The sequence below is a fragment of the Acinetobacter sp. YH12116 genome (genome assembly GCF_013418895.1).
Classification (GTDB): domain Bacteria; phylum Pseudomonadota; class Gammaproteobacteria; order Pseudomonadales; family Moraxellaceae; genus Acinetobacter; species Acinetobacter indicus.
The window spans coordinates 46,840-71,768 of record NZ_VPBE01000012.1 but is presented as its reverse complement, the minus strand read 5'-3'; the positions used below and the strand labels follow the sequence as shown (position 1 = coordinate 71,768).

The window sequence follows — 24,929 nt, the reverse complement described above, 5'->3', positions numbered from 1 at the left end:
CAGACAGGGAGTCCGGGATGACCGATTTATTTGACCAGCAACATCTTTGGCATCCTTATACTTCCATGACCCAGCCGCTGCCGACCTTCAAGGTAAAGCGGGCTTATGGTGCGACCATTGAACTCGCAGATGGCCGCTGTCTGATTGATGGCATGTCATCGTGGTGGTGTGCTATTCATGGCTATAACCATCCTGAACTGAATCAGGCTGTGACCGACCAGTTACAGCAGATGTCACATATCATGTTTGGCGGTCTGACCCATGATCCGGCCATTGAGCTGGGCAAATTACTGCTGCAAATTACTCCACCGAGTCTGGATAAGATTTTCTATGCCGATTCCGGTTCAGTGGCGGTTGAAGTCGCGTTAAAAATGGCGGTGCAGTACTGGACTGCGCAAGGCCAGCCACAAAAAACCAATTTTATTACTCCGCGTTCCGGCTACCATGGCGATACCTGGAATGCGATGTCGGTCTGCGATCCGGTCACTGGCATGCATCAGATTTTTGGTTCAAGTCTGCCGAATCGCTTATTTGTACAGGCACCACAAACCCGCTTTGATGAAGACTGGAACCCGGACGATATGGCCGATCTGGAACAGGCTTTGGCCCAGCATCAGCATACACTGGCCGCACTGATTCTAGAGCCGATTGTACAGGGCGCGGGCGGTATGCGCTTTTATCATCCTGAATATTTGCGTCAGGCCAAGCGTTTATGCGAGCAGTATGGTCTGCTGCTGATTTTTGATGAAATTGCCACCGGCTTTGGTCGTACCGGCAAGTTATTTGCCTGGGAACATGCCGGAGTCGAGCCGGATATCATGTGTATTGGCAAAGGACTGACGGGTGGTTATATGACCCTGTCGGCAACTTTAACCAGCAAGCAGGTGGCAGACACCATCAGTCAGGGGGAAGCTGGCGTATTTATGCATGGCCCGACCTTTATGGCCAATCCACTGGCTTGTGCGGTGGCACTGAAAAGTACTCAAGTCTTGCTGGCGCAGGACTGGCAGGCCAAGATCCAGCAGATTGAACAGCAATTGAAACAGGCTTTAACGCCACTGGCTCAGCTGAGCCATGTACAGGATGTGCGGGTGCTGGGCGCAATTGGGGTGGTTGAACTGACTACGCCAGTCGATATGCAAAGCCTGCAGCAGCAGTTTGTACAGCGGGGCATTTGGGTGAGGCCATTTGGCAAACTGGTTTATGTGATGCCGCCGTATGTGATTTCAGCAGATGAACTGCACTACTTGCTGACCCAGTTGACCGAGGTGGTTCGCCAGATGCAGGAGAATGCCGCATGAGTTTGCTCGACCATTATGCCCAGCAGCTGGAACAGTTAAAACGCACTGCCAATTTGCGCCAGTTTCAGTCCAATCTGCAACATGGCCGCATGATTCAGATTCACGGGCAGCGCATGCTGAATCTGTCCAGTAATGATTATCTGGGGCTGGCCAGCGATGTCAGCTTGCGTGAAGAATTTTTTGATTTAACTCCTGTCACCGAGCGCCGTATGAGCGCCTCATCGTCGCGTTTGCTGACCGGGAACTTCCGGGAATATGAGCAGCTGGAAACGAGTCTGAGTCAGGCCTTTGGCCGTGCCGCCTTGCTGTTTAACAGTGGCTACCATATGAATATCGGGATTTTACCGGCACTGGCCGACAGTAAAACCCTGATTCTGGCCGACAAGCTGGTCCATGCTAGCATGATTGATGGTATCCGTTTATCTTCTGCCAAGGCGGTGCGCTACCGGCATAATGATCTGGCGCATCTGGCCCGGCTGCTGGAACAGTATCATGACGATGCGCAAATTGAACGGATTATAGTCGTGACCGAATCCATTTTTAGTATGGATGGTGATGAAACCGATCTGGCGGCACTGGTGCAGTTAAAGCAGCGTTATCCGAAAGTGATGCTGTATGTTGATGAAGCACATGCCATTGGCGTACGTGGAGAGCGGGGGCTGGGCTGTGCAGAGCAGTATGCGGTGCTGGAGCAGATTGATTTTCTGGTGGGGACTTTTGGCAAGACCTTGGCATCAGTCGGTGGATATCTGATTAGCCATCCGTTGATCCGTGACTATTTAATTAACCGCATGCGCCCGTTGATTTTCAGTACCGCGCAGCCGCCGCTGAATATGGCCTGGACCCGGTTTATGTTCCAGAAGATGTTGCAGATGCAAGCCCAGCGCCAGCATTTACAGCAGATCAGCCAGGAATTAAAAGTGCAGGTTGAAGCCAAAGGCTATGCCTGTCCATCGACCTCGCAGATTGTGCCGGTAATTCTGGGCGAATCGGAAAAAGCCGTACAAAAGGCACAGCAGCTACAGCAGGCTGGGTTTTATATCATGCCGGTACGTCCGCCGACCGTACCGCAAAACAGTTCACGGCTGCGGATTTGCCTGACCGCGCAGATTCAGTCCAGTGAGCTGGCGCAATGCGTGGCGCTGTTATGATGGACAAGTCAGCGATGTCTGTAAATAAATCGCAAGTGGCACGGCGTTTTGCCCAGGCGCATCACAGCTATTTGCAGCATGCGGTGATTCAGCAGCAGATTTGCCAGCAACTGGTTCGGCTGATGCAGTCACATCTAACCAGTCGAAAACTGGGACGGGTGTTTGAAATTGGCTGTGGTACGGGGGCTTTAACCCGTGCGCTGGAGCAGCACTTTCAGGTGCAGCAGTTGCTGCTCAATGACCTGTATCCAGAAGTCCAGCAGCAACCGTTTTCTACTTCCCGAACCGAATGGTGGATTGGCGATGCCGAGCAGATTGCTTTTCCAGAACAGCTGGATGTGCTGATTTCGAGTTCAGCCTTGCAATGGATGCAGAATCTGCAGCAGCTGTTTGCCAAAATCGCCCATGCTTTAAAGCCTTCGGGTTATTTATGTTTTTCTAGTTTTGGTCCGGACAATCTCAAGGAAATTAAAGCCCTGACCGGGCAGGGGCTGGATTATTTCAGCCTGCCGGAACTGCGCCGCTGTCTGGAGTCACAAGGCTTCGAAATTGTGTATTTGTCTGAAACTGTCAAAACCCTGGCTTTTGAACATCCACGTCAGGTATTGCAGCATTTAAAAGCCACCGGGGTCACGGGTACCGCTTCCGGGCACCGCTGGACCAAACACAGTTTGCAGCAGTTTTATCAGGCCTATCGGCAGTTTTCCCGGCTGAATGTGGCCGGCCAGCAGGAATATCTGCTCAGTTATCATCCGATTTATTGTATTGCACGGAGCACAGGCTAATGGCACAGATCTATTTTGTCAGTGGAATTGATACCGGAATTGGCAAAACCTATACCACCGGTTATCTGGCCAAGGTCTGGAGTGCTGAAGGACAGCGAACCATCACCCAAAAGCTGATTCAGACTGGCAATACTGATATTTCGGAAGATATCCAGCAACATCGGGAGATGATGGGCTGTGGCTGGTTGCCTGAAGATGACAGCAAGCTGACCATGCCCGAGATTTTCACTTATCCGGCATCGCCGCATCTGGCCACCCAAATTGATGGCCGTGAGATTGATTTCAATAACATCCGCCAGGCGACAGAGCAACTGGCAGCGCGTTTTGATGTGGTACTACTGGAAGGTGCCGGTGGCCTGATGGTGCCGCTCACCACGGAAATGTTAACGATTGATTATATTGCCGAGCAGCAGTATCCGGTGATTCTGGTCAGTTCAGGACGTCTGGGTAGCATTAACCATACCTTATTAAGTCTGGAAGCGTTGATGGCGCGAGGGCTGTCGCTGTATGCGCTGGCCTATAACCTGAAAGATGAATCACAAGATCCGCTGATTTCTAAAGATACCGCTGAGTATTTAAAAACCTATTTGGCTCGGCATTTTCCAGAGGCAAAATGGATTGAGATTCCAGTTTTGGATTAAAACTGTGATAAAAAAAGCCACTCAATTGAGTGGCTTTTTGCTAGGCAGCTTAAAACTTTCTAAAGCTTTTGTTGCCAAATGGTTTGCGTGGCGCATGTTCATCACGCTCTTGACGGCCAAAGCTGTTGCCATTTGGGTTATCACGGCGGGCAAAGTGTGTGCCATTCTGGTTTTCACGACGTTCACGATTGCCAAAGTTATCATCACGCGGGCCGCGGGTTGAAGACGTTGGCGCTGCTTCATTGTCACGGCGCTGCTGACGCAAGAAACCACCGCGACGCGCTGCCATCGGTTTTTCCTGCATACGTTCATTACGGCGTTTAGCCATACCGTACAGACCGGTTCCCTGACGTGGTTTCAGCTCAACCGCTTTGGTCAGGTTGTCGATGTCATTCTTGTCCAGTTCCATCCAGCGGCCAGTACGCAGTTCACGTGGCAGAATCACGGTACCATAACGGGTACGTAGCAGGCGGCTAACTTTTAAGCCCTGAGATTCGAAAATACGACGTACTTCGCGGTTACGACCTTCTTTTACCACCACCTGATACCAGCGGTTGATACCATCACCACCAATTTCAGAGAAGGATTCAAACTTGGCCGGGCCATCATCCAGTACCACACCACGCAGCATGTTGTTACGGATTTGTGGCGTGACTTCACCCATTACACGGACCGCATATTCACGCTCAATTTCATTGGATGGATGCATCAGGCGGTTTGCCAGTTCGCCATCATTGGTGAACAGTAACAGACCGGTCGAGTTGATATCCAGACGGCCGACCATGACCCAGCGATCATTGGCGATTGATGGTAAATGATCAAATACGGTCGGGCGTTGTTCCGGATCGTTACGTGAACAGATTTCACCTTCCGGTTTGTAGTAAATCAGCACACGGCGACGGATTTCATCTTCAATCTGGAAGCTGACTTTACGACCATCGATACGAAGCTCATCGTCTGGTTCAATACGCTCACCCACCTGGGCCACTTGGCCATTGACACTTACACGACCAGCGGCAATGACTTCTTCCATATAACGGCGAGAACCCAAACCAACGCGTGCCAGTACCTTTTGCAATTTTTCACTCATGACAGCATAACCTTAGAAATTATCATCAACAGTTCACCTATTCACGATCTCGGTGCCTGGGCATCGAGGTGCATGAAAGCTTCCTTGGCATCCTGCAGGGGAGGCAATTGACCGACAGAGGTCAGGCCAAATGCATTTAAAAATTGTGGCGTTGTGACTAACAACGCGGGTCTTCCAGGGAGTTCCCGGAAACCGGATTCCTTAATCCAGTTCCAGTCAAACAACGTTCTGAGAATCTGACTGTTGTTTGATACTCCGCGAATCTGTTCAATATCTGCTCGGGTCACCGGTTGATGGTAAGCAATCACAGCCAGTGTTTCGAGTAAAGACGGGGATAAACGGGTTGGTCGTTCCGGCCAGGCCTGTGCAATCAGGGTACGATATTTGGCCCGTACCTGAAAACGGAAACCTTGCGCAGTTTCAACCAGTTCAATAGACCGGCCATGTTGCAGCATGGCCAGTTGTTGTAAAAAGACTTTTAATTCTGCCTTACTATAGCGTGCCTGAAATGCTTCTTTCAGACGTGCCAGCGATACCGGTGCATCACTGGCAAAAATAATGGCTTCTAGCTGCATCAGCACTTCATGATGCTGTTCATCACTGGACATGTTAAGGGTTTGCTCTGACATTAGGCCTGTGCTCCCTGAATGGCCAGCGGTGCTTCGACACCACTGGCAACAATTGCCACTTTTTGCTGACGGGTCAGTTCCAGAATCGCCATAAAGGTCACGACCATGCCCATACGGCCCTGGCTCGGCTTGAGCAGCTCGGCAAACGCTAGCACTTCACCGCTTTGCAGCTTTGCTTCAATATAGGCAATCCGTTCTTCCAGTAACACCGGTTCCTGCTGAATTTGGTGAATCACCGGTTCAGGGCGGTTAAATACACAAAATAGCGCATCACGTAACAGGCTGGCCTCATGACCCTCATTACTATACGCCACTTGGCCCAGGCTGACATGGGTATTAAAGGTATCACGCTCTAACACCGGCATTTGCCCCAGACGTTCAGCCGCCTGTTTAATACGTAAATAATTTTCCAGCCGGTCAATCAGTTCCTGCTTCGGATCTTTTTCCAGCTCGCTGATGGCTTTGGGTTTCGGCAGCAGCAAACGCGATTTTAAATCGGCCAGCAGGGCAGCCATCACCATATAATCTGCGGTCAGCTCAATATTCAGGGATTTCATCGCATCCATATAAGCCAAATACTGAGAGGCAATCGGTGCGATATCAACCTGTAGCAGGTCAAAGCCGTTTTTTTGAATCAGGTAAATCAGAAAGTCGAGCGGGCCTTCGAAATGCTCTAACAGAATTTCAAATGCTGCAGGAGGAATATATAAATCCTCAGGAATCGTCTCTTGCCACTCATCCAAAACGCGGATGTGCGGGACTTGGTCCATAGCAGGATGCACAGATTGATTCATTACAGTTTTAGGCCACGCGAATTTTCAAAGGCATGAAAAGAGCTTTACATTCGATCTCACATCGAAAAGAAAGCATGGAGTTAATTGCGCGTAGTTTAATGGAAATTGACCATGAAATAAATTACCCAAATGACTAAAAGCGAAAAAAAGCAAAAGTAGATGGCAATTCTGCAGCGAAAAAGCAGGAAAAATCACGTTCAATACAGTAGAAGATATGGCCTAAAAGCGCATACAGATAAGGGTTTTAGCAAGAAAAACTCACCTCAGATCAAACACGTGATAAAGCGGACTGCTCAAGCTGTTCCAGCAGTTGCTGACACATTTCACGGCTGCACAGGTTCTGGTGGCCTAATCTTAAGGACAGGATATAGGCCTCTTCAACACTCGACAGCAGATGATACACCTGCTGTCCGATAGAGAGCACGGCAGCCGGGTTGGGTATTGCATCCAGCAGTAGAACCTCAGCTTCCAGAGACCAGGGTTGGGTCGCATAGATTAGCTGGCTTTTTGGAAACTCGCGCAGATTCAGCAACAGATAAAATAAATCCATACCGTTTCCTCCTGAGGTGGCGCTGAGCGCCGTTATTCAAACGCGCTTACATCACCAATACCACGACGGATAATTTCCGGCTGGTCACCAGATAAATCGACAATACTGGTGGTGGTTAAAGTCCCCAGGCCACTATCAATAAACACATCAATTCGTTTACCAAGCTGCATTTCAATATCATAAGGATCATCCAGTGGATCATCCTGCCCCGGTAAAATCAGGGTGGAGGTCAAGAGCGGTTCATCCAGCTCTTTCAGTAACATTTGGCAAACCGGATTGCTCGGAATACGCAGGCCAATGGTTTTCTTTTTCGGGTGCATCAGACGGCGCGGCACTTCACTGGTGGCCGGTAAAATAAAAGTGGTTACTGCCGGGGTATTGTTTTTTAGCAGGCGATACATGGCATTATCGACCTTGGCATAAGTGGCAATATCGGACAGGTCACAACATAAAATTGCATATTGATGTTTAGGGCTAAGACCACGAATCTGGGCAATCCGTTCCATGGCTGCTTTATTCCCAATCTGGCAGCCAATCGCATAGGCTGCATCGGTAGGATAGACCACCACATCGCCGGCACGAATCCGTTCTACTGCCTGACTAATTAAACGGGGCTGAGGATTTTCAGGATGAACTCTTAAATGCAGCATATTCTTTTCTCCTGATCTGATGATGATTCGCTTTTCAGACCATTGTACAAAGCTCTGTGTATCCAGAGCGTTGATTTATGTAATTTAATCAAGCATTTCTCTTGCAAATTCATCGCTATGTAAGCTTTTGCCATGCCGGGTACATAAACAGATACAGTCAATAAAGCGTTTGGCATCGCGTGGCAGTTTGGCTTCACCACGAAAATAACGCTGTACCTGGGCATAAACATTGTCTTTAAAGCAGGCACCATCGCCGCCTTCACCGGTCAGGTTATCTAAAGAAACCCGGAATTTGCGTCCAAATGCAGTGGCAAACATCCATTCAATCGCTTGCGGCTTGATTTCGACCTGCTCAAACAGGGCCTGCTGCTCAGCCGTGCGGCCATCGGGGGCATACCAGTAGCCTAAATCGGGCTGTTTACGGCGTTCCTCACCGGCAATGGTCCAGTGACTGATTTCATGCAGTGCACTGTTAAAGAAACCATGCGCAAACTGGATGCGAGCAGGGGTGTCTGCGGTGGCGGGAAAATACTCCGGTTCAAAATCACCACGCACCAGGTTGACATTGTGGTGGGAAAACCAGTGATTAAAGTGTAAGATGAGCCAATCGACGTATTCTGATTCTGTCGATAATTTCAACCAGTCCGAGAGTTGCACTTGGTCAGGTGAAATGTCAGAATCGAGCGTTGAAAGTGTGCTAACGAGTGATGAAACATTCACTTCTGTTTGCGGCTGCAACAGATGCATGACTTAATTTACCCAATTGGTCTGTCTAAATAAGTACAAAATTGTATCTTAATCTTTGACAGAGTACTGATGAATTTGTAGAATTGCCGCCTTAATTATGTCAGCAAATACCTTTCCGGCACAGATTGAGCCGTTTAAATGGGCTGAACAGGGCTTTACATGGTCAGGTACCCTGCCATTGTCTCGCTTTGCTCGTATTGCTCGTGAAGCTGTTGGATCAATTGATGATCAATTGATTAACATAGACTGTAAGCTATCAATGGATGCCTATCATCGCATTGCATGGCTAGATGGTCACGTTGAAACACAAGTTCCAATGGAATGCCAGCGCTGTCTGGATACCGTGGAAATTGACCTTGTTTTAGACTTCCATTTAGCGCTTGTAGATGATGAGTCACTGATAGAGCGCTTGGATGAGGATGCTGATTTCATTGTTCTGGGTGAAAGTGAAGCAACCAGCAAAGGTGATTATGATTCACCGGCGACGGCTGATTTACTCGCACTTATAGAAGATGAACTGTTATTGTTGCTGCCTTTGTCGCCTAAGCATGACGCTTGCGAACACAAGCATCAACCTGCCGTTCAGAACGATGTCGAAGAAAAACGGGATAATCCGTTTGATGTTTTGGCAAGTTTGAAGGGTAAACTTAACTAAAAATTATGTTATAATTTTGCGTTAAGACAACTGAATTTGTTCTGATCCATTTTTTCGATCTTTGTAAGGAGCCATCATGGCCGTTCAGCAAAACCGTAAAAGTCGCTCTCGCCGTGACATGCGCCGTTCACATGACGCTTTAACCGAGAATGCATTAACTGTAGACCAAGCTACTGGTGAAACTCATCGTCGTCACCACGTATCTAAAGATGGTATCTACCGTGGTCGTCAATTATTCGCTAAAGCAGCTGATGCTGAATAATTGTTGACAAGCATTAAGCGTCAAGCTTAGTGGAAAAAATGGGAGCGTAAGCTCCCTTTTTTTGTTGTTTTTCGCAATTACTTCACCCGAAAAATAGTGTTAAATTTTCGCACCAACGATCAGCTTACATAAAAAAGAACTGTTGAAGGGGCGTACCCTGTTTAAAACAGCTCTACACGAAAGGATTTTTATATGTCTGCTACACGATTCGAGCAAGCGACAAAAACTGCATTTGTGTTTCCTGGACAAGGTTCACAAAAAGTCGGCATGCTGGCAGAACTTGCAGAACAGTTTGCTGGTGTGCGTGAAACTTTTGCGGAAGCATCGGCCGCAATCGGTTTTGATTTATGGCACATTGCGCAAAGTGGTGAAGGTTTAGATCAAACAGAATTTACCCAGCCGGTTTTATTGACCGCCAGTATTGCGTTATGGCGTGTCTGGCTGGAGCTGGGTGGTGTAGCACCCAAATATCTGGCAGGCCACTCTCTGGGCGAATACAGCGCGCTGGTGGCAGCGGGTGCGTTATCACTGGGTGATGCCGTGAAGCTGGTGAATTTGCGTGGCAAACTCATGCAGTCGGCTGTGCCACAAGGCCAGGGCGCTATGGCGGCCATTTTGGGTCTGGGAGATGCCAAAGTGATTGAACTGTGTGCGCAAGCTACCGCACAAGGCACCGGTTCAGTTGAAGCAGCCAACTACAATGCCCAAGGTCAGGTGGTAGTTGCTGGTGATAAAGCAGCGGTAGATGCAGTCATCGCACTCGCCAAAGAAAATTCAGCCAAAGCTATTGCGCTTCCGGTGTCAGTGCCATCGCACTGTTCACTGATGAAACTGGCTGCAGAACAGTTCGCACAAGCTTTGGAACAAACTGCCATTGAGCTACCAAGCATTCCTGTAATACAAAATGTGGGCGCAGCTGTAGCAACTGATGTTGCTCAATTGCGTCAGGCTTTGACTGCTCAATTGTATCAGTCTGTGCAATGGACAAACACCATGCAGTACCTGCAAGACCAGGGCATTCAGTACATTGTTGAATGTGGTCCAGGAAACGTATTGGCGAACCTTGCAAAACGCTTACCTCACATAGAAAAAGCATTCCCGATTGACAGTAACAGTCGTCTGGAGGATGCCTTAAATGCCATTTTAGTGGCTGAAGGGAAAATTGCATGACACAAGAACGCAAAGTCGCATTGGTGACAGGTGCAAGCCGAGGGATTGGTGCAGCCATCGCTCAGCAGCTTATTCAAGACGGTTATTTTGTGGTTGGGACAGCAACTTCTGAAGCAGGTGCAGAAAAACTGAGTACAGGCTTTGGTGAACAGGGTGCGGGTAAAGTCCTGGATGTACGTAATGGCGAGGCAATTGATGCGCTGATTTCGGACATTGAACAAAACTATGGTCCGGTACTGGTCTTGGTGAACAATGCCGGTATTACCAAAGATAATTTGTTACTGCGTATGTCTGAAGATGACTGGGATGATATCCTCAACATTCATCTGAAAGCCGTTTACCGTTTGTCTAAACGTGTACTGAAAGGCATGACCAAAGCGCGTTTCGGTCGCATTATTAATATTAGTTCAGTGGTGGCACACTTTGCCAATCCGGGACAGGCCAACTACTCTGCGGCCAAAGCAGGGATTGAGGCATTTAGCCGCAGCCTGGCCAAGGAAATGGGCAGCCGTCAAATTACGGTTAACTCTGTTGCACCCGGTTTTATTGCAACAGAAATGACCGAACAGTTAAGTGAAGAAATTCGCAAAAAAATGAGTGAGCAAGTGGCATTAAACCGTTTAGGTGATCCACAAGATATCGCCAATGCAGTGAGTTTCTTGGCTTCTGACAAAGCAAGTTACATCACTGGTACAGTGTTACATGTAAATGGTGGTTTATACATGAATTAAGCTCATGTATAAACTTTCAAAAACTTATAGATTCAATTAAACTAACGGCATTAAAAACGCCACAAGCAATGAGGAGAATTCCTGTGAGCGATATCGAACAACGCGTTAAACAAGCGGTTGCTGAACAACTTGGTCTTAAAGCTGAAGAGATTAAAAACGAAGCATCTTTCATGGATGACTTAGGTGCAGACTCTCTGGACCTGGTTGAACTTGTAATGTCTTTCGAAAATGATTTCGACATCACAATTCCTGATGAAGATTCAAACGAAATTACAACTGTTCAATCTGCAATTGACTATGTGACTAAAAAACTTGGTTAATTAAAGATTTTTAGCAGATGCTAAGAAAAGCCACCCTTTTGGGTGGTTTTTTTATGGCCGGCCGAAATTACATAAGCTTACTTTTATCTAACCAAGCGCAACGCTCTCCTGTGTATTTTTTCGTTATAAAAAGAAAGCACGCAATTCCAAATGATTGATAAAAATCAATTGCATCAAATAAAAGCTGGAGAATAACAATGGGACTTTTTGATTTTGTAAAAGGTATTGGTAAGAAAAACACTGCCCCGGCAGAGCAACAACCGGCAGCACCGGCGGCGCCAGCAGAACCGTCTGCACAGGAAATGGCCAATAAATTATTGGGACATATTAAATCTTTAGGCTTACCAATTAAGGGCCTTTCTGTGAACTACAATGGCAAGACCGATTTAGCCACGATTAAAGGACAGGTACAAAGCCAGGCTGATCGTGAGAAAATTGTACTGGCGGTGGGAAATATTGATCATGTCGCGCAAGTGGATGATCAGATGACTGTGGCAACGCCAGAACCAGAAAGTAAATTCTATACAGTTAAATCAGGCGATACCCTGTCTAAAATCTCAAAAGAATTTTATGGTGATGCTAATCAGTATAATAAAATCTTTGAAGCCAACCGTCCTTTGTTAAAAGATGCGGATGATATTTTCCCTGGACAGGTGTTACGTATTCCGGCTTAAAGATTCAGAATTTTTATAAAAAGACGCATATCGCATCTTTTTTGTATTCAAGAGGGTGCGAATTTATATTTTTTATTCGCAGATGAATTCAGCTTATTTATAGTGCTGAAAAAATTAAACCCTCTTCGGAGGGTTTAATCATAAACTTTTACCAGCTCAACGCACCGCCCGTCTGATAATCCGTTACACGCGTCTCGAAGAAATTCTTCTCTTTACGCAGGTCCATCATCTCAGACATCCAGGCAAACGGGTTGGTCACACCGCTAAACTGCTCAGGTAAGCCCAACTGGCTTAAACGGCGGTTACAGATGAACTTCAGATATTCTTCCATCATGCCAGCGTTCATGCCCAATACGCCACGTGGCATGGTATCACGTGCATATTCAATCTCAAGCATGGTGCCTTCAAGAATCATTTGAATCACTTCTTGCTGGAACTCGGCGGTCCACAGGTGCGGGTTCTCGATCTTGATCTGGTTGATCATGTCGATACCGAAGTTCAAGTGCATTGATTCATCACGCAAGATGTACTGGAACTGTTCCGCCACACCATTCATCTTGTTACGACGGCCCATTGACAGGATTTGCGTGAAACCGCAGTAGAAGAAAATACCTTCAAGTACGCAGTAGAATGCAATCAGGTTACGCAGCAAAATCTGGTCGTTTTCAGGCGTACCGGTTTTGAAGGTTGGGTCGCTTAAAGACTGGGTGTATTTCAAGCCCCAAGCTGCTTTACGTGCGACTGATGGTACTTCACGGTACATGTTGAAGACTTCGCCTTCATCCATGCCCAAAGATTCGATACAGTACTGATACGCATGCGTATGAATCGCTTCTTCAAACGATTGACGCAAGATGTACTGACGGCATTCCGGGTTAGTGATGTGACGGTAGATCGCCAGAACCAGGTTATTGGCCACCAGTGAGTCAGCAGTCGAGAAAAAGCCCAGTGAACGCATCACGATGGTACGTTCATCTTCAGTCAAGCCATTTTCAGACTTCCACAACGCGATATCGTGGTTCATGTTGATTTCTTGTGGCATCCAGTGGTTGGCACAACCATCCAGATATTTTTGCCAAGCCCATTCGTATTTGAACGGCACCAGCTGGTTTAAGTCAGCGCGGCAGTTGATCATACGTTTGTCATCAACCTGTACGCGTCCTGCACCCATTTCCAGCTCTTCCAGGCCAGGCGCCACGTCAAGCTGTTCTAGGGAAGCAGATGCTCTTGCCAGCGAATCGGTTGAATTTGCTGATCCGCTTCGAGGGGTTGCAGCGGGTTGTGCAGCTGCCACATGCGTCTGTGGTTGCTCTGCAGCAGGTACCACTTGCGGATTAGCCGCTTTTTGCGGTTCGACGGGCGTAGGCTGGTGTTCAGGAGCAGCCGGTTTTTGCGAATCATCTTCGAAATCGTCCCAACTTAGGATAGACATATCAATTCTCTCTTCGTTGCTTTATATCTTTTATTGGACATCTCACGACGAAGGGGAGATGTCTTACTATACGCTTAATTTGTGAAAGCAAAATTAAGTTTTGCCGATGCTTGTTCTAAAAATGTACGTAGAACACGATCCTCAAGACTTATTTTGCTTTCGCTTCTGTTTGCGAATGGCCAAAAAGGCATAGACCATCGGCGTGTAAAAGAAAATAAAGGAAAAGACCAGAACCGCGAGTCCTAACATATAGTTATGAGTCATATGTGGCATGATGGAATCCTTTTTGTAGATGAATTAGTGTTAATTCTGATAAGCCTAAAAGGTTGATAATTAATACCAACCTTTTAGAGTGTTTTAGTTTTTCATTGCAATAATGATAGCTATAACGATAGGAACAACAATCGTTGAAAAACCTAAAACTATAGACAATATACCTAAAACTAAATCAGGATTAACACTATTCATTATTGACAAGCCTCACAATCAGGATTGTCAATTGAACATGCCATTGGCACTGGTGCTGCTTGTTCAAAGCCTTCTTCTGACGCTGCTGCTTCAGGTTTAGCTTCTTGAGCAACTGCTGCTACTGGTGCTGCAACTGTCGCAGGTTTAACTGCATTCAATGCACCAGTATTAATGGTTGATTTCTCAGCCGATGTTGCACCTAAAGCACGCAGGTAATACGTCGTTTTCAGACCACGTAACCAAGCCATCTTATAGGTGATGTCCAGTTTCTTACCATTTGCACCAGAGATGTAAAGGTTCAGTGACTGTGCCTGATCAATCCATTTCTGACGACGTGACGCAGCATCCACAATCCAGCGTGGCTCAACTTCAAACGCAGTCGCGAAGATGGCTTTCAGCTCTTCAGGAATACGCGAGATCTTTTGTACTGAACCTTCGAAGTGTTTCAGGTCGTTGACCATTACCGCATCCCATAGGCCGCGTTCTTTCAATGCACGTACCAGGTAAGGGTTGATCACAGTGAACTCACCAGACAGGTTCGATTTCACATACAGGTTCTGGAAGGTTGGCTCAATCGATTGAGACACGCCACAGATGTTAGAAATAGTTGCTGTTGGTGCAATGGCCATCACGTTCGAGTTACGCATACCGTCTTTTTGAACTTTGGCACGTAAAGTGTCCCAGTCCAGACGTTGGGTACGATCAACTTCAAACATGCGCTCAGGACGGGTTTTCGCTACCAGCTCTAAAGAGTCGATTGGTAAAATACCCTGATCCCATAATGAACCTTTGAAGGTTTCATAGGTGCCACGTTCAACCGCCAGATCACTTGAAGTTTGAATTGCGTAGTAAGAAATCACTTCCATTGATTCATCAGCAAAATCAACTGCTGCATCAGAACCGTAGGCGATGCCCATTTCGTACAGTGCATCTTGGAAGCCCATGATCCCCATACCTACCGGACGGTGACGCAGGTTCGAGTTTTTCGCCTGTGGTACCGCGTAGTAGTTGATGTCAATCACGTTGTCGAGCATACGTACCGCAGTTTTGATGGTACGTGCCAGTTTTTCATGATCCAGCTTGCCACCTTGAACGTGCTGTACCAGGTTAATTGAACCCAGGTTACAGACCGCGATTTCATCTTTGCTGGTGTTCAGGGTAATTTCTGTACACAGGTTAGATGAGTGCACCACGCCCACATGTTGTTGTGGTGAACGCAGGTTACATACGTCTTTGAATGTAATCCACGGATGGCCGGTTTCGAACAGCATCGACAGCATTTTGCGCCATAAGTCTTTGGCACGTACTTTCTTATGCAGCAGGTTCTGCTCTTTCGCTACCGCTTCGTAATGCGTATAGCGCTCAGTGAAGGCCTGTCCAGTCAGATCATGCAGGTCTGGTGTTTCAGATGGCGTGAACAGGGTCCATTCAGCATCTTCAAACACACGTTGCATGAATAAGTCCGGAACCCAGTTGGCTGTGTTCATGTCATGGGTACGACGACGGTCATCACCGGTGTTCTTACGCAGTTCCAGGAATTCTTCAATGTCTAAGTGCCAGGTTTCAAGATAGGCACACACCGCACCTTTACGCTTACCACCCTGGTTCACCGCAACCGCAGTATCGTTCGCGACTTTCAGGAACGGTACCACACCTTGTGATTTACCGTTGGTCCCTTTGATGTAAGAGTTCAGGGCACGAACTGGAGTCCAGTCATTACCTAAACCGCCTGCCCATTTAGACAGCATTGCGTTATCACGCATTGCGCCATAAATATCGTACAGGTCATCACCAATGGTGGTGAGGTAACAGCTAGATAACTGCGGACGTAGCGTACCTGAGTTAAACAGGGTAGGCGTAGAAGCCATGTAGTCGAAGCTCGACAACAAGTTATAGAACTCAATTGCACGTTCTTCTTTGTTGTCTTCGTTCAGCGCCAGACCCATAGAAACGCGCATGAAGAACAATTGCGGCAATTCGAAACGGATACCATCTTTATGGATGAAGTAACGGTCGAATAACGTCTGTAAACCAAGATACGTAAACTGGTTAGAACGTTCTGGCTGAATGGCAGCGGCCAGTTTTGCCAGATCAAAGTTCAGCAGGTCTTCTGACAGCAGCTCCAGCTCGATACCTTTTTTCAGGAAGGTTTCCAGAGCTTCGCCTTCAGGGGTTTCTACTGGTAGACCCAGGAACTCCAGGCCTGTTGCCACTAAGTCATTACACAGCAGGCGCGCAGTAACGTAAGTATAGTTTGGTTCCTGTTCAATACGGGTACGCGTCGCCATCATCATGGTGGTTGAGATGTCTGACTCTTTTACGCCGTTGTACAGGTTTTTCACGGTTTCATCGACAATGGCCTGAACATCAATGCCTTCAAGACCTTCAGCTGCAGTGGTGACGGTTGCTGTCAATGCACTTAAATCCAGTGGCTTTAACTGGCCCTGGCTGTCAGTGATCTGTAAGGTCGGATGATGGTTGGCACCCATCTGCTTACGTGCTTCAGAACGTTGTTCGCGATAGATGACATAAGCACGAGCAACTTTCTGTTCGCCAGTACGCATAAGCGCAAGTTCAACCTGGTCCTGAATTTCTTCAATGTGAATGGTGCCGCCTGATGGTAAACGACGCTTAAACGTGTTCAGAACCATTTCAGTCAGTTGTTCGATACGGTCATGAATACGGCTGGAATCGGCGCTTTGCTGACCTTCAACCGCCAGGAAAGCTTTACCAATCGCTACAGAGATTTTTTCTGCATCGAAAGGGGCCACTTCACCGGTGCGTTTAATCACCTGAAGTTGACCGGGTGTGGATGTGATTACGCTCATGTCAGCATAGCTCCATTGTCATCTATTGTTATGTTTATAGACCATTGAACCGGGCAAAAAATAGGCCACAGTGTTTGAGGAATAAACACAAGACTTAGTGGTTTAAAATTGAATTGAACACAAGATACGGGAAATTTTAGGGTAGATCAATATTGACTTTTCTTTAAAATTTTTGGCGTTTTTTGGATAAAATCTTTTGCAAAAAAATCCCCGATTTGTCCATTCGGCTATAAGCCTTATCGGACACGGGCATAGCATAACAAAGCCGGCATAATCTGCTTATAGATAAACTTGTGGATAACTAAAAATCTCTTTGAACAGTCAGTCACATTCTGATCAATGGCCAAAAGCTGCAAAAAAATTGTACATTTTAAAAAAGATTTATGTTGTTGAATTCATGGAATTCAGTTAAAAAGAGAAAAGTATAAGGAATTCAATAATTAATAAAAATATAACAAAAAGCTACTTTGATGTATCAGTTTAGTGAATAGCATCTTGTTTACAATGTAAACGTGTGTATATTGCAGAATATATTTCGACGTATCTCCCGGATTTTAAAAGGATAGAATACGTTTAATCAAATAAAGGGGCAGTTCATGAGCCAAGAAGAAAAGTTACCAAAAATTTTAATTGTTGAAGATGATGAGCGTCTGGCACGTTTAACCCAGGAATACCTGATCCGTAACGGACTGGAAGTGGGTGTTGAGCCAGATGGGAACCGTGCCATCCGCCGTATTATCGCGGAGCAGCCAGATTTAGTGGTGCTGGATGTAATGCTGCCGGGTGCAGACGGTTTGACCATTTGCCGCGAGGTTCGTCCACATTATCATCAACCGATTCTGATGCTCACTGCACGTACCGAAGATATGGACCAGGTTCTGGGTCTGGAAATGGGTGCAGATGACTATGTCGCCAAGCCGGTTCAGCCACGTGTTCTGCTGGCGCGTATTCGTGCCTTGCTGCGCCGTACTGACAAAGCCCCTGAAGATGAAGTGGCACAGCGTATCGAATTTGATGACCTGGTCATCGACAATGGTGGCCGCTCGGTAACCTTGAATGGTGAACTGGTCGATTTCACCAGCGCAGAATATGACCTGCTCTGGTTACTGGCTTCGAATGCTGGCCGTATCCTGTCGCGTGAAGATATTTTCGAGCGCCTGCGCGGTATTGAATATGACGGTCAGGACCGTTCAATTGACGTACGTATTTCGCGCATCCGTCCAAAAATTGGCGATGACCCGGAAAATCCAAAGCGTATTAAAACTGTACGCAGCAAAGGATACTTATTTGTCAAAGAAACGAATGGTATATAATCGTCGCGCGTATCTGAGATAGGACGGTTTTTCGTGTTCAAACACAGCATATTCTTGCGGATTTATGCAGGATTGGTGATTCTGGTGGCATTGGTGGCCGTGTTTGGCTATCTGCTGGTTCAGATCATTAACTATCAGCGCGCGCAAGAATATCGTGAATCCCTGACCGATGGTATGGCCTATATCATTAGTGAGGGGGTGGCGCGACAACCCAATGAGCAGCAAAAGCAGGACTGGATTTCAGATGCCTCGGATTTGCTGGAACTGCCCATTTATTATATTGCTGCCGATAAGGTCGAGCTGTCACGGGCCGAACTGAAACGGATTAAAGAGCGCAAGGCTGCGGTACGTTACGATGCAGAAACGACCACAGCCTATATTATTATGGGCCTGAAAAATGACCCAGAACATTATCTGTATATCAAGGCCGATGAAATTACCGAACGGCAAATGAAGGCATTGCCGATCTTTATTCTGGATTATCTGGTCTATTTCCCGGGACAGGAAAAAGAATATCTGGCCCGTATCCAGGATCAGTTCTCTTATCCTATCGACATTCAGAACATTGCCGATTTACCGCTCGACTCCGAGCAAATTGGCCGTTTAAGGCTGGACCACAGCATTATCCTGTATCGGGATAATGCCAGCGTACGTGGCACCACCATCTCCATTATTTCGCCAATGCCGAATTCACCGTCCGAGGTGCTGGTACTTGGTCCGGTACCGCTGTTTAACTGGATGCCATTCCAGCTGGCGGCCGGGATTACCTTGCTAAGTCTGTTTATTCTGAGTCTGGGCATTTATGGCCTGATTCTGCCGATGCAGCGCAAAATCCGTGAAGTAAATTTCGCCCTGAACCGCATGAAAACCGGCGATTTAAACCTGCGTTTACCCATTGACGGTTCAGATGAAATGGCCAGTCTGGCCTCCAGCTATAATAGCATGTCCGATCATATCCAGCGTCTGATTGAAGCCCAGCGCGAGCTGATGCGCGCGGTATCGCATGAACTGCGTACCCCGGTAGCGCGGATTCGTTTTGGGATGGAAATGCTGGCCGAAGAAGATGATTACGAATACCGGATTCAGCAGCTGGACATGATTGATAAAGACATTGAAGCACTGAATACCCTGATTGACGAGATCATGACCTATGCCAAACTGGAGCAGGGCATGCCATCCTTGGAAATTGAAAAAGTGGTGCTGTTTGATGTGCTGGATCAGGTGGTCAATGAAACTAATGCGCTGAAAACCGGTAAGGACATCCAGCTGCAAACCATGTCGACCAGTCTGGAAGTCGATGCCGAGCGCCGTTATTTACACCGCGTGGTGCAGAACTTGGTCGGGAATGCGGTGCGTTATTGTGACCACAAGGTACTGGTCAGCGGTGGCGTGACTGCACAAGGCGTGGCTTATGTCTGTGTGGAAGATGATGGGCCGGGCATTCCAGAAGAAGACCGGAGCCGCGTATTTGAAGCCTTTGCCCGTTTAGATGATAGCCGGACCCGTGCCTCTGGTGGTTATGGTTTAGGCCTGTCGATTGTCAGCCGGATTGCCTACTGGTTTGGCGGCAAGATTGAGGTGGATCAGAGCACCACTTTGGGCGGTGCGCGTTTTATTATGTCTTGGCCGGCGCAGCGCTTTAGCAAGTCGCGTAAAAAGCAGGGTAATAAAGAAGGGCTGGAATCTTAAACGCTGCTTCAAAGATTCAGCTAAAGAACAGCAGCAAGGGGCGTTTGCTGTTCTTTGGTGGGATGGTTGGGGCAGAGGTTATCAGCCATTGTCACCATCCAAAATGGTCCGCGTACTCTCTTACTGTCCAGTCTTTGAATTGATCAATTAAGTTGCTAAAAAAATAGCCAGTGATGTCACTGGCTATTTTGTTTTTGCATGGAGCAATTATTGAGTCTGTTGTTTGTACAAGCGGTCTGCTTCATCAAAACGCTCAGTAATGCTGCTGCTTGGCGCTTTGCCCAGCAAGCTCACCACAATAATGGCAATAAACGAGCAGACAAAGCCCGGAATAATTTCATAGATACCGGTATCGCCCCAGACATTTTTCCAGAGAATCACCATCACCGCACCCACGATCATGCCGGCGAGTGCGCCATTTAAAGTCATGCGTTTCCAGAATAAAGACAAAATAATCAGTGGACCAAAAGCGGCACCAAAACCAGCCCAGGCATAAGCCACCAGGCCAAGAACTTTCGATTCCGGATTACCGGCCATCCAGATTGCCAGCAGGGCAATCAGTAACACCATTAAACGGCCAACCCAGACCAGCTCTTTTTGTGAGGCAGATTTACGCAGGAATGATTTATAGAAGTCTTCAGTTAGGGTACTTGAACACACCAGCAGCTGACAGCTTAGGGTACTCATCACCGCAGCCAGAATTGCCGCCAAGACAATACCAGCCACCCACGGATTAAACAGGATTTTGGTCAGTTCCATAAACACGGTTTCAGGGTTGGCATTCACCACGCCGGCCAGTTCCGGATGTTGCTGGAAGTAGGCAATACCAAAGAAACCGGCCGCCACCGCACCACCTAAACACAGGATCATCCAGGTCATGCCAATACGGCGTGCATTTGGAATCGACTTCACCGAATCTGCCGCCATAAAGCGCACCAGAATGTGCGGTTGACCGAAATAACCCAGGCCCCAGGCCAGTAACGAGATAATCGCAACAATACTTAAATCACCGACCAGATTCATGGCTTGCGGACGCGCAGCTTCCAGTGCCAGCGCCACTTGAGATAAATCAGAAAAGGTCAGCAGAGTAACAATAGGCGTCAGGATTAAGGCAAAGATCATCAGGCCAGCCTGAATGGTGTCTGTCCAGGACACCGCCAAGAAGCCGCCAATAAAAACATAGCTGATGGTGGCAATGGCACTGATCCATAAGGCTGTGCTATACGACATTTCAAACATACTTTCGAACAAGCGCGCACCGGCCACCATGCCTGAAGCACAGTAAATCGCAAAAAAAATCAGAATCACAAAGGCCGATACAATACGCAGCACTTTTTTCCGGTCATTAAAGCGATTGGAGAAATAATCCGGTAAGGTCAGGGCATTGTGCTGCACTTCGGTATGTACCCGTAAGCGGCCCGCAACCAGTAACCAGTTTAGCCAGGCACCAATAATCAGACCAATGGCAATCCACACCTCAGATAAACCAGACAGATAAATTGCCCCCGGTAAACCCATCAATAACCAGCCACTCATATCCGATGCGCCAGCAGACAGGGCCGTGACAAAGCTGCCTAAACGGCGGCCACCCAGAATATAGTCTGAAAAGTTGGTGGTTGCGCGATAGGCCATCAGACCAATCGCGATCATGGCGACAATATAAAACAGAAAGGTGATTAAGGTCGGATTTAGGGAGCTCATACGGTATCCATATAGTATGTTGGACAGTAAAGGACTTATGGCCTCAATGCGTTCCATGCAAATTCTTGATGGATACTCACAAGTCCTGAAAGATTCAAAAAATGAAGGCGAAATTTAACCATAATTTTGCATGAAATACTGATTTTTCTTTCAGGCAATAAAAATAGACAGCATCTAGGCTGTCTATTTTTGGCTAAAAAGGTGCTTAGTTTTGTCGGCCCATGACCCCACGAATGGTATTCAGAATATCGGCCGGTAATACCACCGTCTTGGCATTTGGCGACTTCGACATATCCTGCATGGCTTTCACATATTGTTCACCAAGCAGATAGGCCACCGGAATTTCTTTATCGCCGACTGCTGTCGTGACCATTTCAATAGCACGTTGCGAAGCTTCGGCCAGCACCACTTGTGCTTCGGCATCACGGCGTGAAGCTTCAAGACGGCCTTCGGCTTCCAGAATGGCTGCCTGTTTTTCACCATCGGCTTTGGTTACGGTGGCACGACGCTGACGTTCTGCTGCCGCCTGTTCTTCCATTGCTGACTGCATTGTGTTGGATGGTTTAATATCTTGAATTTCAACGGTTTTAAGGGTAATACCCCAGTCCGCAATATCATCTGAAATCGAGGCTTTTAAACGTGCCTTAATATGGTCACGTGAGGACAGCGCATCATCCAGATCCATTTCACCGACAATAGAACGCAACGAGGTTTGTACCAGGTTCTGAATGGCCCAAGAATAGTTTTCAATCCCGTACACCGCTTTTTCTGGCGTGGTCAGGTTAATGTAGGCCACCGCGTTCATGAGCAGAACGGCGTTATCGCGGCTGATGACTTCCTGAGATGGAATGTCCAGTACAATGTCTTTGGTGGTGACTTTATAGGCCACTTCATCGACATAGGGAATTACGAAGTTCAGACCCGGACTTAGGGTAGTGTGGTATTTACCCAAACGTTGCACAATCCATTTATAGCCTTGTGGAACAATACGCACCCCTTTAAAAATGGTGATGGCCACAAAGGCCAGCAGGGCTAAAACAATAATGGAGCCAGCATTCATTTTATATTACTCACTGTTTTTCGTTGTCATTCTGCAGGCTATGCAACTGCACAACCAGATCATTGCCAAGAATATCGACCACACGCACACGATCACCGACCTGCACCGGACTTAGAGTGCGGCAGTTCCATTCATCAGAACCGAGCACCGGCATCGGAAAACGGACTTTCACTTCGTCATGCTCCAGATTGGTCTGGATGACCATACCAATCTGGCCGATGGTGGCTTCCCGTGACAGGCCGGCTTTGGTTTTATCAATCGACAGCGGTTTAATAAATTTAAACCAGAGCAGGGTACACAGCACCGATAAAATGATCCACATCACCAGCTGCGTGGTGGTGCCCATCATCGGGAACAGCAGATATAAAACGCCCACCATCAGCGCGCCCACGCCAAACCAGAGCGCAGCAAAAGCCGGCAGCAGCAGCTCGGAAAGAATCAGCAAAATGCCTAAAACAAACCAGTGCCAAGGTTCAAGAACAAATTCCATACATCGACTCGTCGCGAATGATTGTAAAAAGAATCATTGATATAGATCAATCTGTATGCTGTTCAATGTAGCAGATGACAACCGACTTGGATATGAAAAAATCCCCGATGTTAAAATTTGGCTTTAGGTGGTGGCGCCAAAGCGGCTGGAGATTTTTTAAAGTCGCTGATGGCTTTTTCAATGGCGCGGATTTTCAGCTGGGCAGCTTTTTCACCTTCTAAAATGGTCTGGTTGCTGGCTTTTAAATCCAGTGTGCCAATATGACCAACTTTAGGCTGAATCACCACATTGGCCTGGCGCAGTTCTTCATGAATACTCTGCTGGCCCATAATGTTGATGGTCTGATCGAGCAGGCCCCACATATTCATGGGCGTATTACCGGTTGGACGCGCGGAAATATCCACCGCAATGACCAGATCGGCGCCCATATCTTTGGCAGTTTTGACCGGAATCGGGCTGACCAGGCCGCCATCGACATATTTGGTGCCAGCAATAGTCGCCGGCACAAACACATTTGGAATACTGCAGGAGGCACGTACCGCCTGACCGGCATTGCCTTTAATAAAGTCGGCTTTACGGCCATTGTCCAGACGGGTAGCGACTGCAGCAAAACGAATCGGGAACTGCTGGATGGCTTTGTTACCGACCTGCTGATTGACATAGTCCTGCAGTTTCTGGCCCAGCACAAAGCCCTGACGGTTCAGGGTTAAGTCGCGAATATCAGATTCTTTAAAGTTTAGGGCCAGTTGCTGTAACTGATACGGTGATTTACCACTGGCATACAGACTGCCGACAAAACTGCCGGCACTGGTGCCGGTTACAATTTTCGGTTTAATGCCGTGTGATTCTAAAACTTTCAGTACGCCAATATGGGCAAAACCTTTGGCACCGCCACCCCCTAAGGCAATGGCCACCACCGGTTCACGCGCCTGAATAGGCGTTGGAGTCACTGGGGTTTGTACCGCCCGATCACAGCCGGAAAGTGCCAGCAATAACAGGCCGGCTGTCGAAAATTGCAGTAATTTCATGATTCGATAGGAGATTAATTCAACAAAATATGCGCACATCTCAGCAAAAAAATACGGTTTTGGCTAGTCTTTGGGCCAGCGTTTTTGTAACGGCTTGGCCAGCCAGTGCGGATTTTTGGCAGAAAACTTGCCTTCATAATGCTGATAAATCGCGTCTAAATCCTGTTCATAATGCCCGGTCGGATGAAACACACCAAGAATATGAATGGTCTTATGCGCATAATCAAAAGAGAACATCACAATCGGAATTTGTGCGCCATAGGCAATATGATAAAAACCGCTGCGAATCTGCTCGGCCTGTTTGCGCGTGCCTTCCGGCGCCATGCCGACCCAGATCTGTTCACGTTGCCGGATAATTTCAATAATCTGCTGGGTATGGCCCTGCGGCGCATGGCGAATTACCGGCACCACCCCAATCCACTCCAGCAGCGGTTTTAACGGTGTATTAAACAGGGTATGTTTGCCAAAAATGGTGACTTTTAGCCCCAGTCCGAGCAAAGCAGCGAAGCCATGCCAGGCATCAATATTGGAGGTATGCGGGGATATAATTGCCACCGCTTTGGGAAGGTTGGGAAATTCGCCTTTCAGCTGCCAGCCTTGGGCCAAAAAGAGCGATTTAAAAAAGCCTCGACTCAGGGCGCTGCCGCGGCCAGGTACTTGATCAGGTAAAACAGGAAATTGCTTGGTCATTGTTTTTATGTATTATCCTACTGAAACTCAGCCAAGTTTTACAAAATATTGCGACTTTATTCAATGGGGAAGCAGAGCAA

At 47.5% G+C, this 24,929-nt stretch carries 26 protein-coding genes; 12 read left to right on the top strand and 14 right to left on the bottom strand.

Annotated elements, in window-relative coordinates:
- The first annotated feature begins 17 nt into the window (after positions 1-17).
- Genes bioA through bioD form a run of 4 tightly spaced genes read left to right on the top strand, consistent with a single transcriptional unit; the run spans position 18 to position 3,878 of the window.
- The gene (bioA, locus tag FTU54_RS09025) at positions 18-1,301 is read left to right on the top strand and encodes an adenosylmethionine--8-amino-7-oxononanoate transaminase (protein WP_180046430.1); all 1,284 of its coding nucleotides are present in this window, start codon (positions 18-20) and stop codon (positions 1,299-1,301) included.
- Entirely contained in the window at positions 1,298-2,452 is a 1,155-nt protein-coding gene (locus tag FTU54_RS09020; protein WP_180054483.1) for an 8-amino-7-oxononanoate synthase, read from the top strand. The genes bioA and FTU54_RS09020 overlap by 4 nt, the downstream gene beginning before the upstream one ends.
- Complete coding sequence (bioC, locus tag FTU54_RS09015) at positions 2,434-3,237, top strand: malonyl-ACP O-methyltransferase BioC (RefSeq protein ID WP_225876406.1); 804 nt, start codon at positions 2,434-2,436, stop codon at positions 3,235-3,237. The genes FTU54_RS09020 and bioC overlap by 19 nt, the downstream gene beginning before the upstream one ends.
- A complete protein-coding gene (gene bioD / locus FTU54_RS09010; RefSeq protein ID WP_168396986.1) occupies positions 3,237-3,878 on the top strand; it encodes a dethiobiotin synthase in 642 nt (213 codons plus the stop codon). Before bioC ends, bioD begins: the two co-directional genes overlap by 1 nt.
- A gap of 49 nt (positions 3,879-3,927) precedes the next feature.
- On the opposite strand, the gene rluB is transcribed toward bioD, so the two are convergent.
- The 6 genes from rluB to FTU54_RS08980 form a co-directional block, all read right to left on the bottom strand.
- Entirely contained in the window at positions 3,928-4,968 is a 1,041-nt protein-coding gene (rluB, locus tag FTU54_RS09005) for a 23S rRNA pseudouridine(2605) synthase RluB (RefSeq protein WP_127798709.1), read from the bottom strand.
- Positions 4,969-5,009: 41 nt separating this feature from the next.
- Positions 5,010-5,576: an SMC-Scp complex subunit ScpB gene (gene scpB, locus FTU54_RS09000; RefSeq protein WP_370459243.1), complete on the bottom strand. Its 567-nt coding sequence runs from the start codon at positions 5,574-5,576 to the stop codon at positions 5,010-5,012.
- A gap of 20 nt (positions 5,577-5,596) precedes the next feature.
- Entirely contained in the window at positions 5,597-6,391 is a 795-nt protein-coding gene (locus tag FTU54_RS08995; protein WP_016659867.1) for a ScpA family protein, read from the bottom strand.
- A gap of 268 nt (positions 6,392-6,659) precedes the next feature.
- Entirely contained in the window at positions 6,660-6,941 is a 282-nt protein-coding gene (locus tag FTU54_RS08990; protein ID WP_160241554.1) for a hypothetical protein, read from the bottom strand.
- Between the two features lie 32 nt (positions 6,942-6,973).
- Complete coding sequence (locus FTU54_RS08985) at positions 6,974-7,591, bottom strand: L-threonylcarbamoyladenylate synthase (RefSeq protein ID WP_075167569.1); 618 nt, start codon at positions 7,589-7,591, stop codon at positions 6,974-6,976.
- 84 nt (positions 7,592-7,675) lie between these two features.
- Positions 7,676-8,338, bottom strand: coding sequence for an elongation factor P hydroxylase (locus tag FTU54_RS08980; protein ID WP_016659870.1), 663 nt, complete (start codon positions 8,336-8,338; stop codon positions 7,676-7,678).
- A 97-nt stretch (positions 8,339-8,435) separates the two neighbouring features.
- Between FTU54_RS08980 and FTU54_RS08975 the strand changes: the two genes are divergently transcribed.
- From FTU54_RS08975 to lysM, 6 genes are all read left to right on the top strand, one after another.
- A complete protein-coding gene (locus FTU54_RS08975; protein ID WP_005175975.1) occupies positions 8,436-8,993 on the top strand; it encodes a DUF177 domain-containing protein in 558 nt (185 codons plus the stop codon).
- Positions 8,994-9,069: 76 nt separating this feature from the next.
- Entirely contained in the window at positions 9,070-9,255 is a 186-nt protein-coding gene (gene rpmF, locus FTU54_RS08970) for a 50S ribosomal protein L32 (protein ID WP_005175977.1), read from the top strand.
- Positions 9,256-9,447: 192 nt separating this feature from the next.
- On the top strand, positions 9,448-10,425 hold the full coding sequence (fabD, locus tag FTU54_RS08965; RefSeq protein WP_180054479.1) for an ACP S-malonyltransferase: 978 nt from the start codon (positions 9,448-9,450) through the stop codon (positions 10,423-10,425).
- A complete protein-coding gene (gene fabG / locus FTU54_RS08960) occupies positions 10,422-11,156 on the top strand; it encodes a 3-oxoacyl-ACP reductase FabG (protein ID WP_045796367.1) in 735 nt (244 codons plus the stop codon). The genes fabD and fabG overlap by 4 nt, the downstream gene beginning before the upstream one ends.
- 83 nt (positions 11,157-11,239) lie before the next feature.
- A complete protein-coding gene (gene acpP, locus FTU54_RS08955; RefSeq protein ID WP_001279871.1) occupies positions 11,240-11,476 on the top strand; it encodes an acyl carrier protein in 237 nt (78 codons plus the stop codon).
- A 197-nt stretch (positions 11,477-11,673) separates the two neighbouring features.
- Complete coding sequence (gene lysM / locus FTU54_RS08950) at positions 11,674-12,150, top strand: peptidoglycan-binding protein LysM (RefSeq protein ID WP_180046423.1); 477 nt, start codon at positions 11,674-11,676, stop codon at positions 12,148-12,150.
- 148 nt (positions 12,151-12,298) lie between these two features.
- On the opposite strand, the gene FTU54_RS08945 is transcribed toward lysM, so the two are convergent.
- From FTU54_RS08945 to FTU54_RS08940, 3 genes are all read right to left on the bottom strand, one after another.
- Positions 12,299-13,582, bottom strand: a complete 1,284-nt coding sequence (locus FTU54_RS08945; RefSeq protein WP_005175999.1) for a ribonucleotide-diphosphate reductase subunit beta — start codon at positions 13,580-13,582, stop codon at positions 12,299-12,301.
- A 141-nt stretch (positions 13,583-13,723) separates the two neighbouring features.
- Complete coding sequence (locus FTU54_RS15285; protein ID WP_081407111.1) at positions 13,724-13,855, bottom strand: preprotein translocase subunit YajC; 132 nt, start codon at positions 13,853-13,855, stop codon at positions 13,724-13,726.
- 194 nt (positions 13,856-14,049) lie between these two features.
- A complete protein-coding gene (locus tag FTU54_RS08940) occupies positions 14,050-16,878 on the bottom strand; it encodes a ribonucleoside-diphosphate reductase subunit alpha (protein WP_180054474.1) in 2,829 nt (942 codons plus the stop codon).
- A gap of 596 nt (positions 16,879-17,474) precedes the next feature.
- On the opposite strand from FTU54_RS08940, the gene bfmR reads away from it, so the two are divergent.
- A complete protein-coding gene (gene bfmR, locus FTU54_RS08935) occupies positions 17,475-18,191 on the top strand; it encodes a response regulator transcription factor BfmR (RefSeq protein ID WP_005176018.1) in 717 nt (238 codons plus the stop codon).
- Between the two features lie 33 nt (positions 18,192-18,224).
- Entirely contained in the window at positions 18,225-19,880 is a 1,656-nt protein-coding gene (gene bfmS, locus FTU54_RS08930) for a sensor histidine kinase BfmS (protein WP_163146073.1), read from the top strand.
- Positions 19,881-20,087: 207 nt separating this feature from the next.
- On the opposite strand, the gene putP is transcribed toward bfmS, so the two are convergent.
- The 5 genes from putP to FTU54_RS08905 form a co-directional block, all read right to left on the bottom strand.
- Positions 20,088-21,581: a sodium/proline symporter PutP gene (putP, locus tag FTU54_RS08925; RefSeq protein WP_180074641.1), complete on the bottom strand. Its 1,494-nt coding sequence runs from the start codon at positions 21,579-21,581 to the stop codon at positions 20,088-20,090.
- Between the two features lie 205 nt (positions 21,582-21,786).
- Positions 21,787-22,641, bottom strand: coding sequence for an SPFH domain-containing protein (locus FTU54_RS08920; RefSeq protein WP_005176027.1), 855 nt, complete (start codon positions 22,639-22,641; stop codon positions 21,787-21,789).
- Between the two features lie 10 nt (positions 22,642-22,651).
- On the bottom strand, positions 22,652-23,131 hold the full coding sequence (locus FTU54_RS08915; RefSeq protein ID WP_005176030.1) for an NfeD family protein: 480 nt from the start codon (positions 23,129-23,131) through the stop codon (positions 22,652-22,654).
- A gap of 110 nt (positions 23,132-23,241) precedes the next feature.
- Positions 23,242-24,159 carry a patatin-like phospholipase family protein gene (locus FTU54_RS08910; RefSeq protein WP_016659878.1) on the bottom strand — a complete coding sequence of 306 codons (918 nt, stop codon included), beginning with the start codon at positions 24,157-24,159 and terminating at the stop codon, positions 23,242-23,244.
- A 63-nt stretch (positions 24,160-24,222) separates the two neighbouring features.
- Positions 24,223-24,849, bottom strand: coding sequence for a 1-acyl-sn-glycerol-3-phosphate acyltransferase (locus FTU54_RS08905; RefSeq protein ID WP_005176034.1), 627 nt, complete (start codon positions 24,847-24,849; stop codon positions 24,223-24,225).
- Positions 24,850-24,929 lie beyond the last annotated feature (80 nt).

What these genes read in the sequence shown, in the direction of transcription:
- bioA (WP_180046430.1), top strand. Translation starts at nt 18, where the DNA reads ATGACCGATTTATTTGACCAGCAACATCTTTGGCATCCTTATACTTCC.
- FTU54_RS09020 (WP_180054483.1), top strand. Translation starts at nt 1,298, where the DNA reads ATGAGTTTGCTCGACCATTATGCCCAGCAGCTGGAACAGTTAAAACGC.
- bioC (WP_225876406.1), top strand. Translation starts at nt 2,434, where the DNA reads ATGCGTGGCGCTGTTATGATGGACAAGTCAGCGATGTCTGTAAATAAA.
- bioD (WP_168396986.1), top strand. Translation starts at nt 3,237, where the DNA reads ATGGCACAGATCTATTTTGTCAGTGGAATTGATACCGGAATTGGCAAA.
- rluB (WP_127798709.1), bottom strand. Translation starts at nt 4,968, where the DNA reads ATGAGTGAAAAATTGCAAAAGGTACTGGCACGCGTTGGTTTGGGTTCT.
- scpB (WP_370459243.1), bottom strand. Translation starts at nt 5,576, where the DNA reads ATGTCCAGTGATGAACAGCATCATGAAGTGCTGATGCAGCTAGAAGCC.
- FTU54_RS08995 (WP_016659867.1), bottom strand. Translation starts at nt 6,391, where the DNA reads ATGAATCAATCTGTGCATCCTGCTATGGACCAAGTCCCGCACATCCGC.
- FTU54_RS08990 (WP_160241554.1), bottom strand. Translation starts at nt 6,941, where the DNA reads ATGGATTTATTTTATCTGTTGCTGAATCTGCGCGAGTTTCCAAAAAGC.
- FTU54_RS08985 (WP_075167569.1), bottom strand. Translation starts at nt 7,591, where the DNA reads ATGCTGCATTTAAGAGTTCATCCTGAAAATCCTCAGCCCCGTTTAATT.
- FTU54_RS08980 (WP_016659870.1), bottom strand. Translation starts at nt 8,338, where the DNA reads ATGCATCTGTTGCAGCCGCAAACAGAAGTGAATGTTTCATCACTCGTT.
- FTU54_RS08975 (WP_005175975.1), top strand. Translation starts at nt 8,436, where the DNA reads ATGTCAGCAAATACCTTTCCGGCACAGATTGAGCCGTTTAAATGGGCT.
- rpmF (WP_005175977.1), top strand. Translation starts at nt 9,070, where the DNA reads ATGGCCGTTCAGCAAAACCGTAAAAGTCGCTCTCGCCGTGACATGCGC.
- fabD (WP_180054479.1), top strand. Translation starts at nt 9,448, where the DNA reads ATGTCTGCTACACGATTCGAGCAAGCGACAAAAACTGCATTTGTGTTT.
- fabG (WP_045796367.1), top strand. Translation starts at nt 10,422, where the DNA reads ATGACACAAGAACGCAAAGTCGCATTGGTGACAGGTGCAAGCCGAGGG.
- lysM (WP_180046423.1), top strand. Translation starts at nt 11,674, where the DNA reads ATGGGACTTTTTGATTTTGTAAAAGGTATTGGTAAGAAAAACACTGCC.
- FTU54_RS08945 (WP_005175999.1), bottom strand. Translation starts at nt 13,582, where the DNA reads ATGTCTATCCTAAGTTGGGACGATTTCGAAGATGATTCGCAAAAACCG.
- FTU54_RS15285 (WP_081407111.1), bottom strand. Translation starts at nt 13,855, where the DNA reads ATGCCACATATGACTCATAACTATATGTTAGGACTCGCGGTTCTGGTC.
- FTU54_RS08940 (WP_180054474.1), bottom strand. Translation starts at nt 16,878, where the DNA reads ATGAGCGTAATCACATCCACACCCGGTCAACTTCAGGTGATTAAACGC.
- bfmR (WP_005176018.1), top strand. Translation starts at nt 17,475, where the DNA reads ATGAGCCAAGAAGAAAAGTTACCAAAAATTTTAATTGTTGAAGATGAT.
- putP (WP_180074641.1), bottom strand. Translation starts at nt 21,581, where the DNA reads ATGAGCTCCCTAAATCCGACCTTAATCACCTTTCTGTTTTATATTGTC.
- FTU54_RS08920 (WP_005176027.1), bottom strand. Translation starts at nt 22,641, where the DNA reads ATGAATGCTGGCTCCATTATTGTTTTAGCCCTGCTGGCCTTTGTGGCC.
- FTU54_RS08915 (WP_005176030.1), bottom strand. Translation starts at nt 23,131, where the DNA reads ATGGAATTTGTTCTTGAACCTTGGCACTGGTTTGTTTTAGGCATTTTG.
- FTU54_RS08910 (WP_016659878.1), bottom strand. Translation starts at nt 24,159, where the DNA reads ATGAAATTACTGCAATTTTCGACAGCCGGCCTGTTATTGCTGGCACTT.
- FTU54_RS08905 (WP_005176034.1), bottom strand. Translation starts at nt 24,849, where the DNA reads ATGACCAAGCAATTTCCTGTTTTACCTGATCAAGTACCTGGCCGCGGC.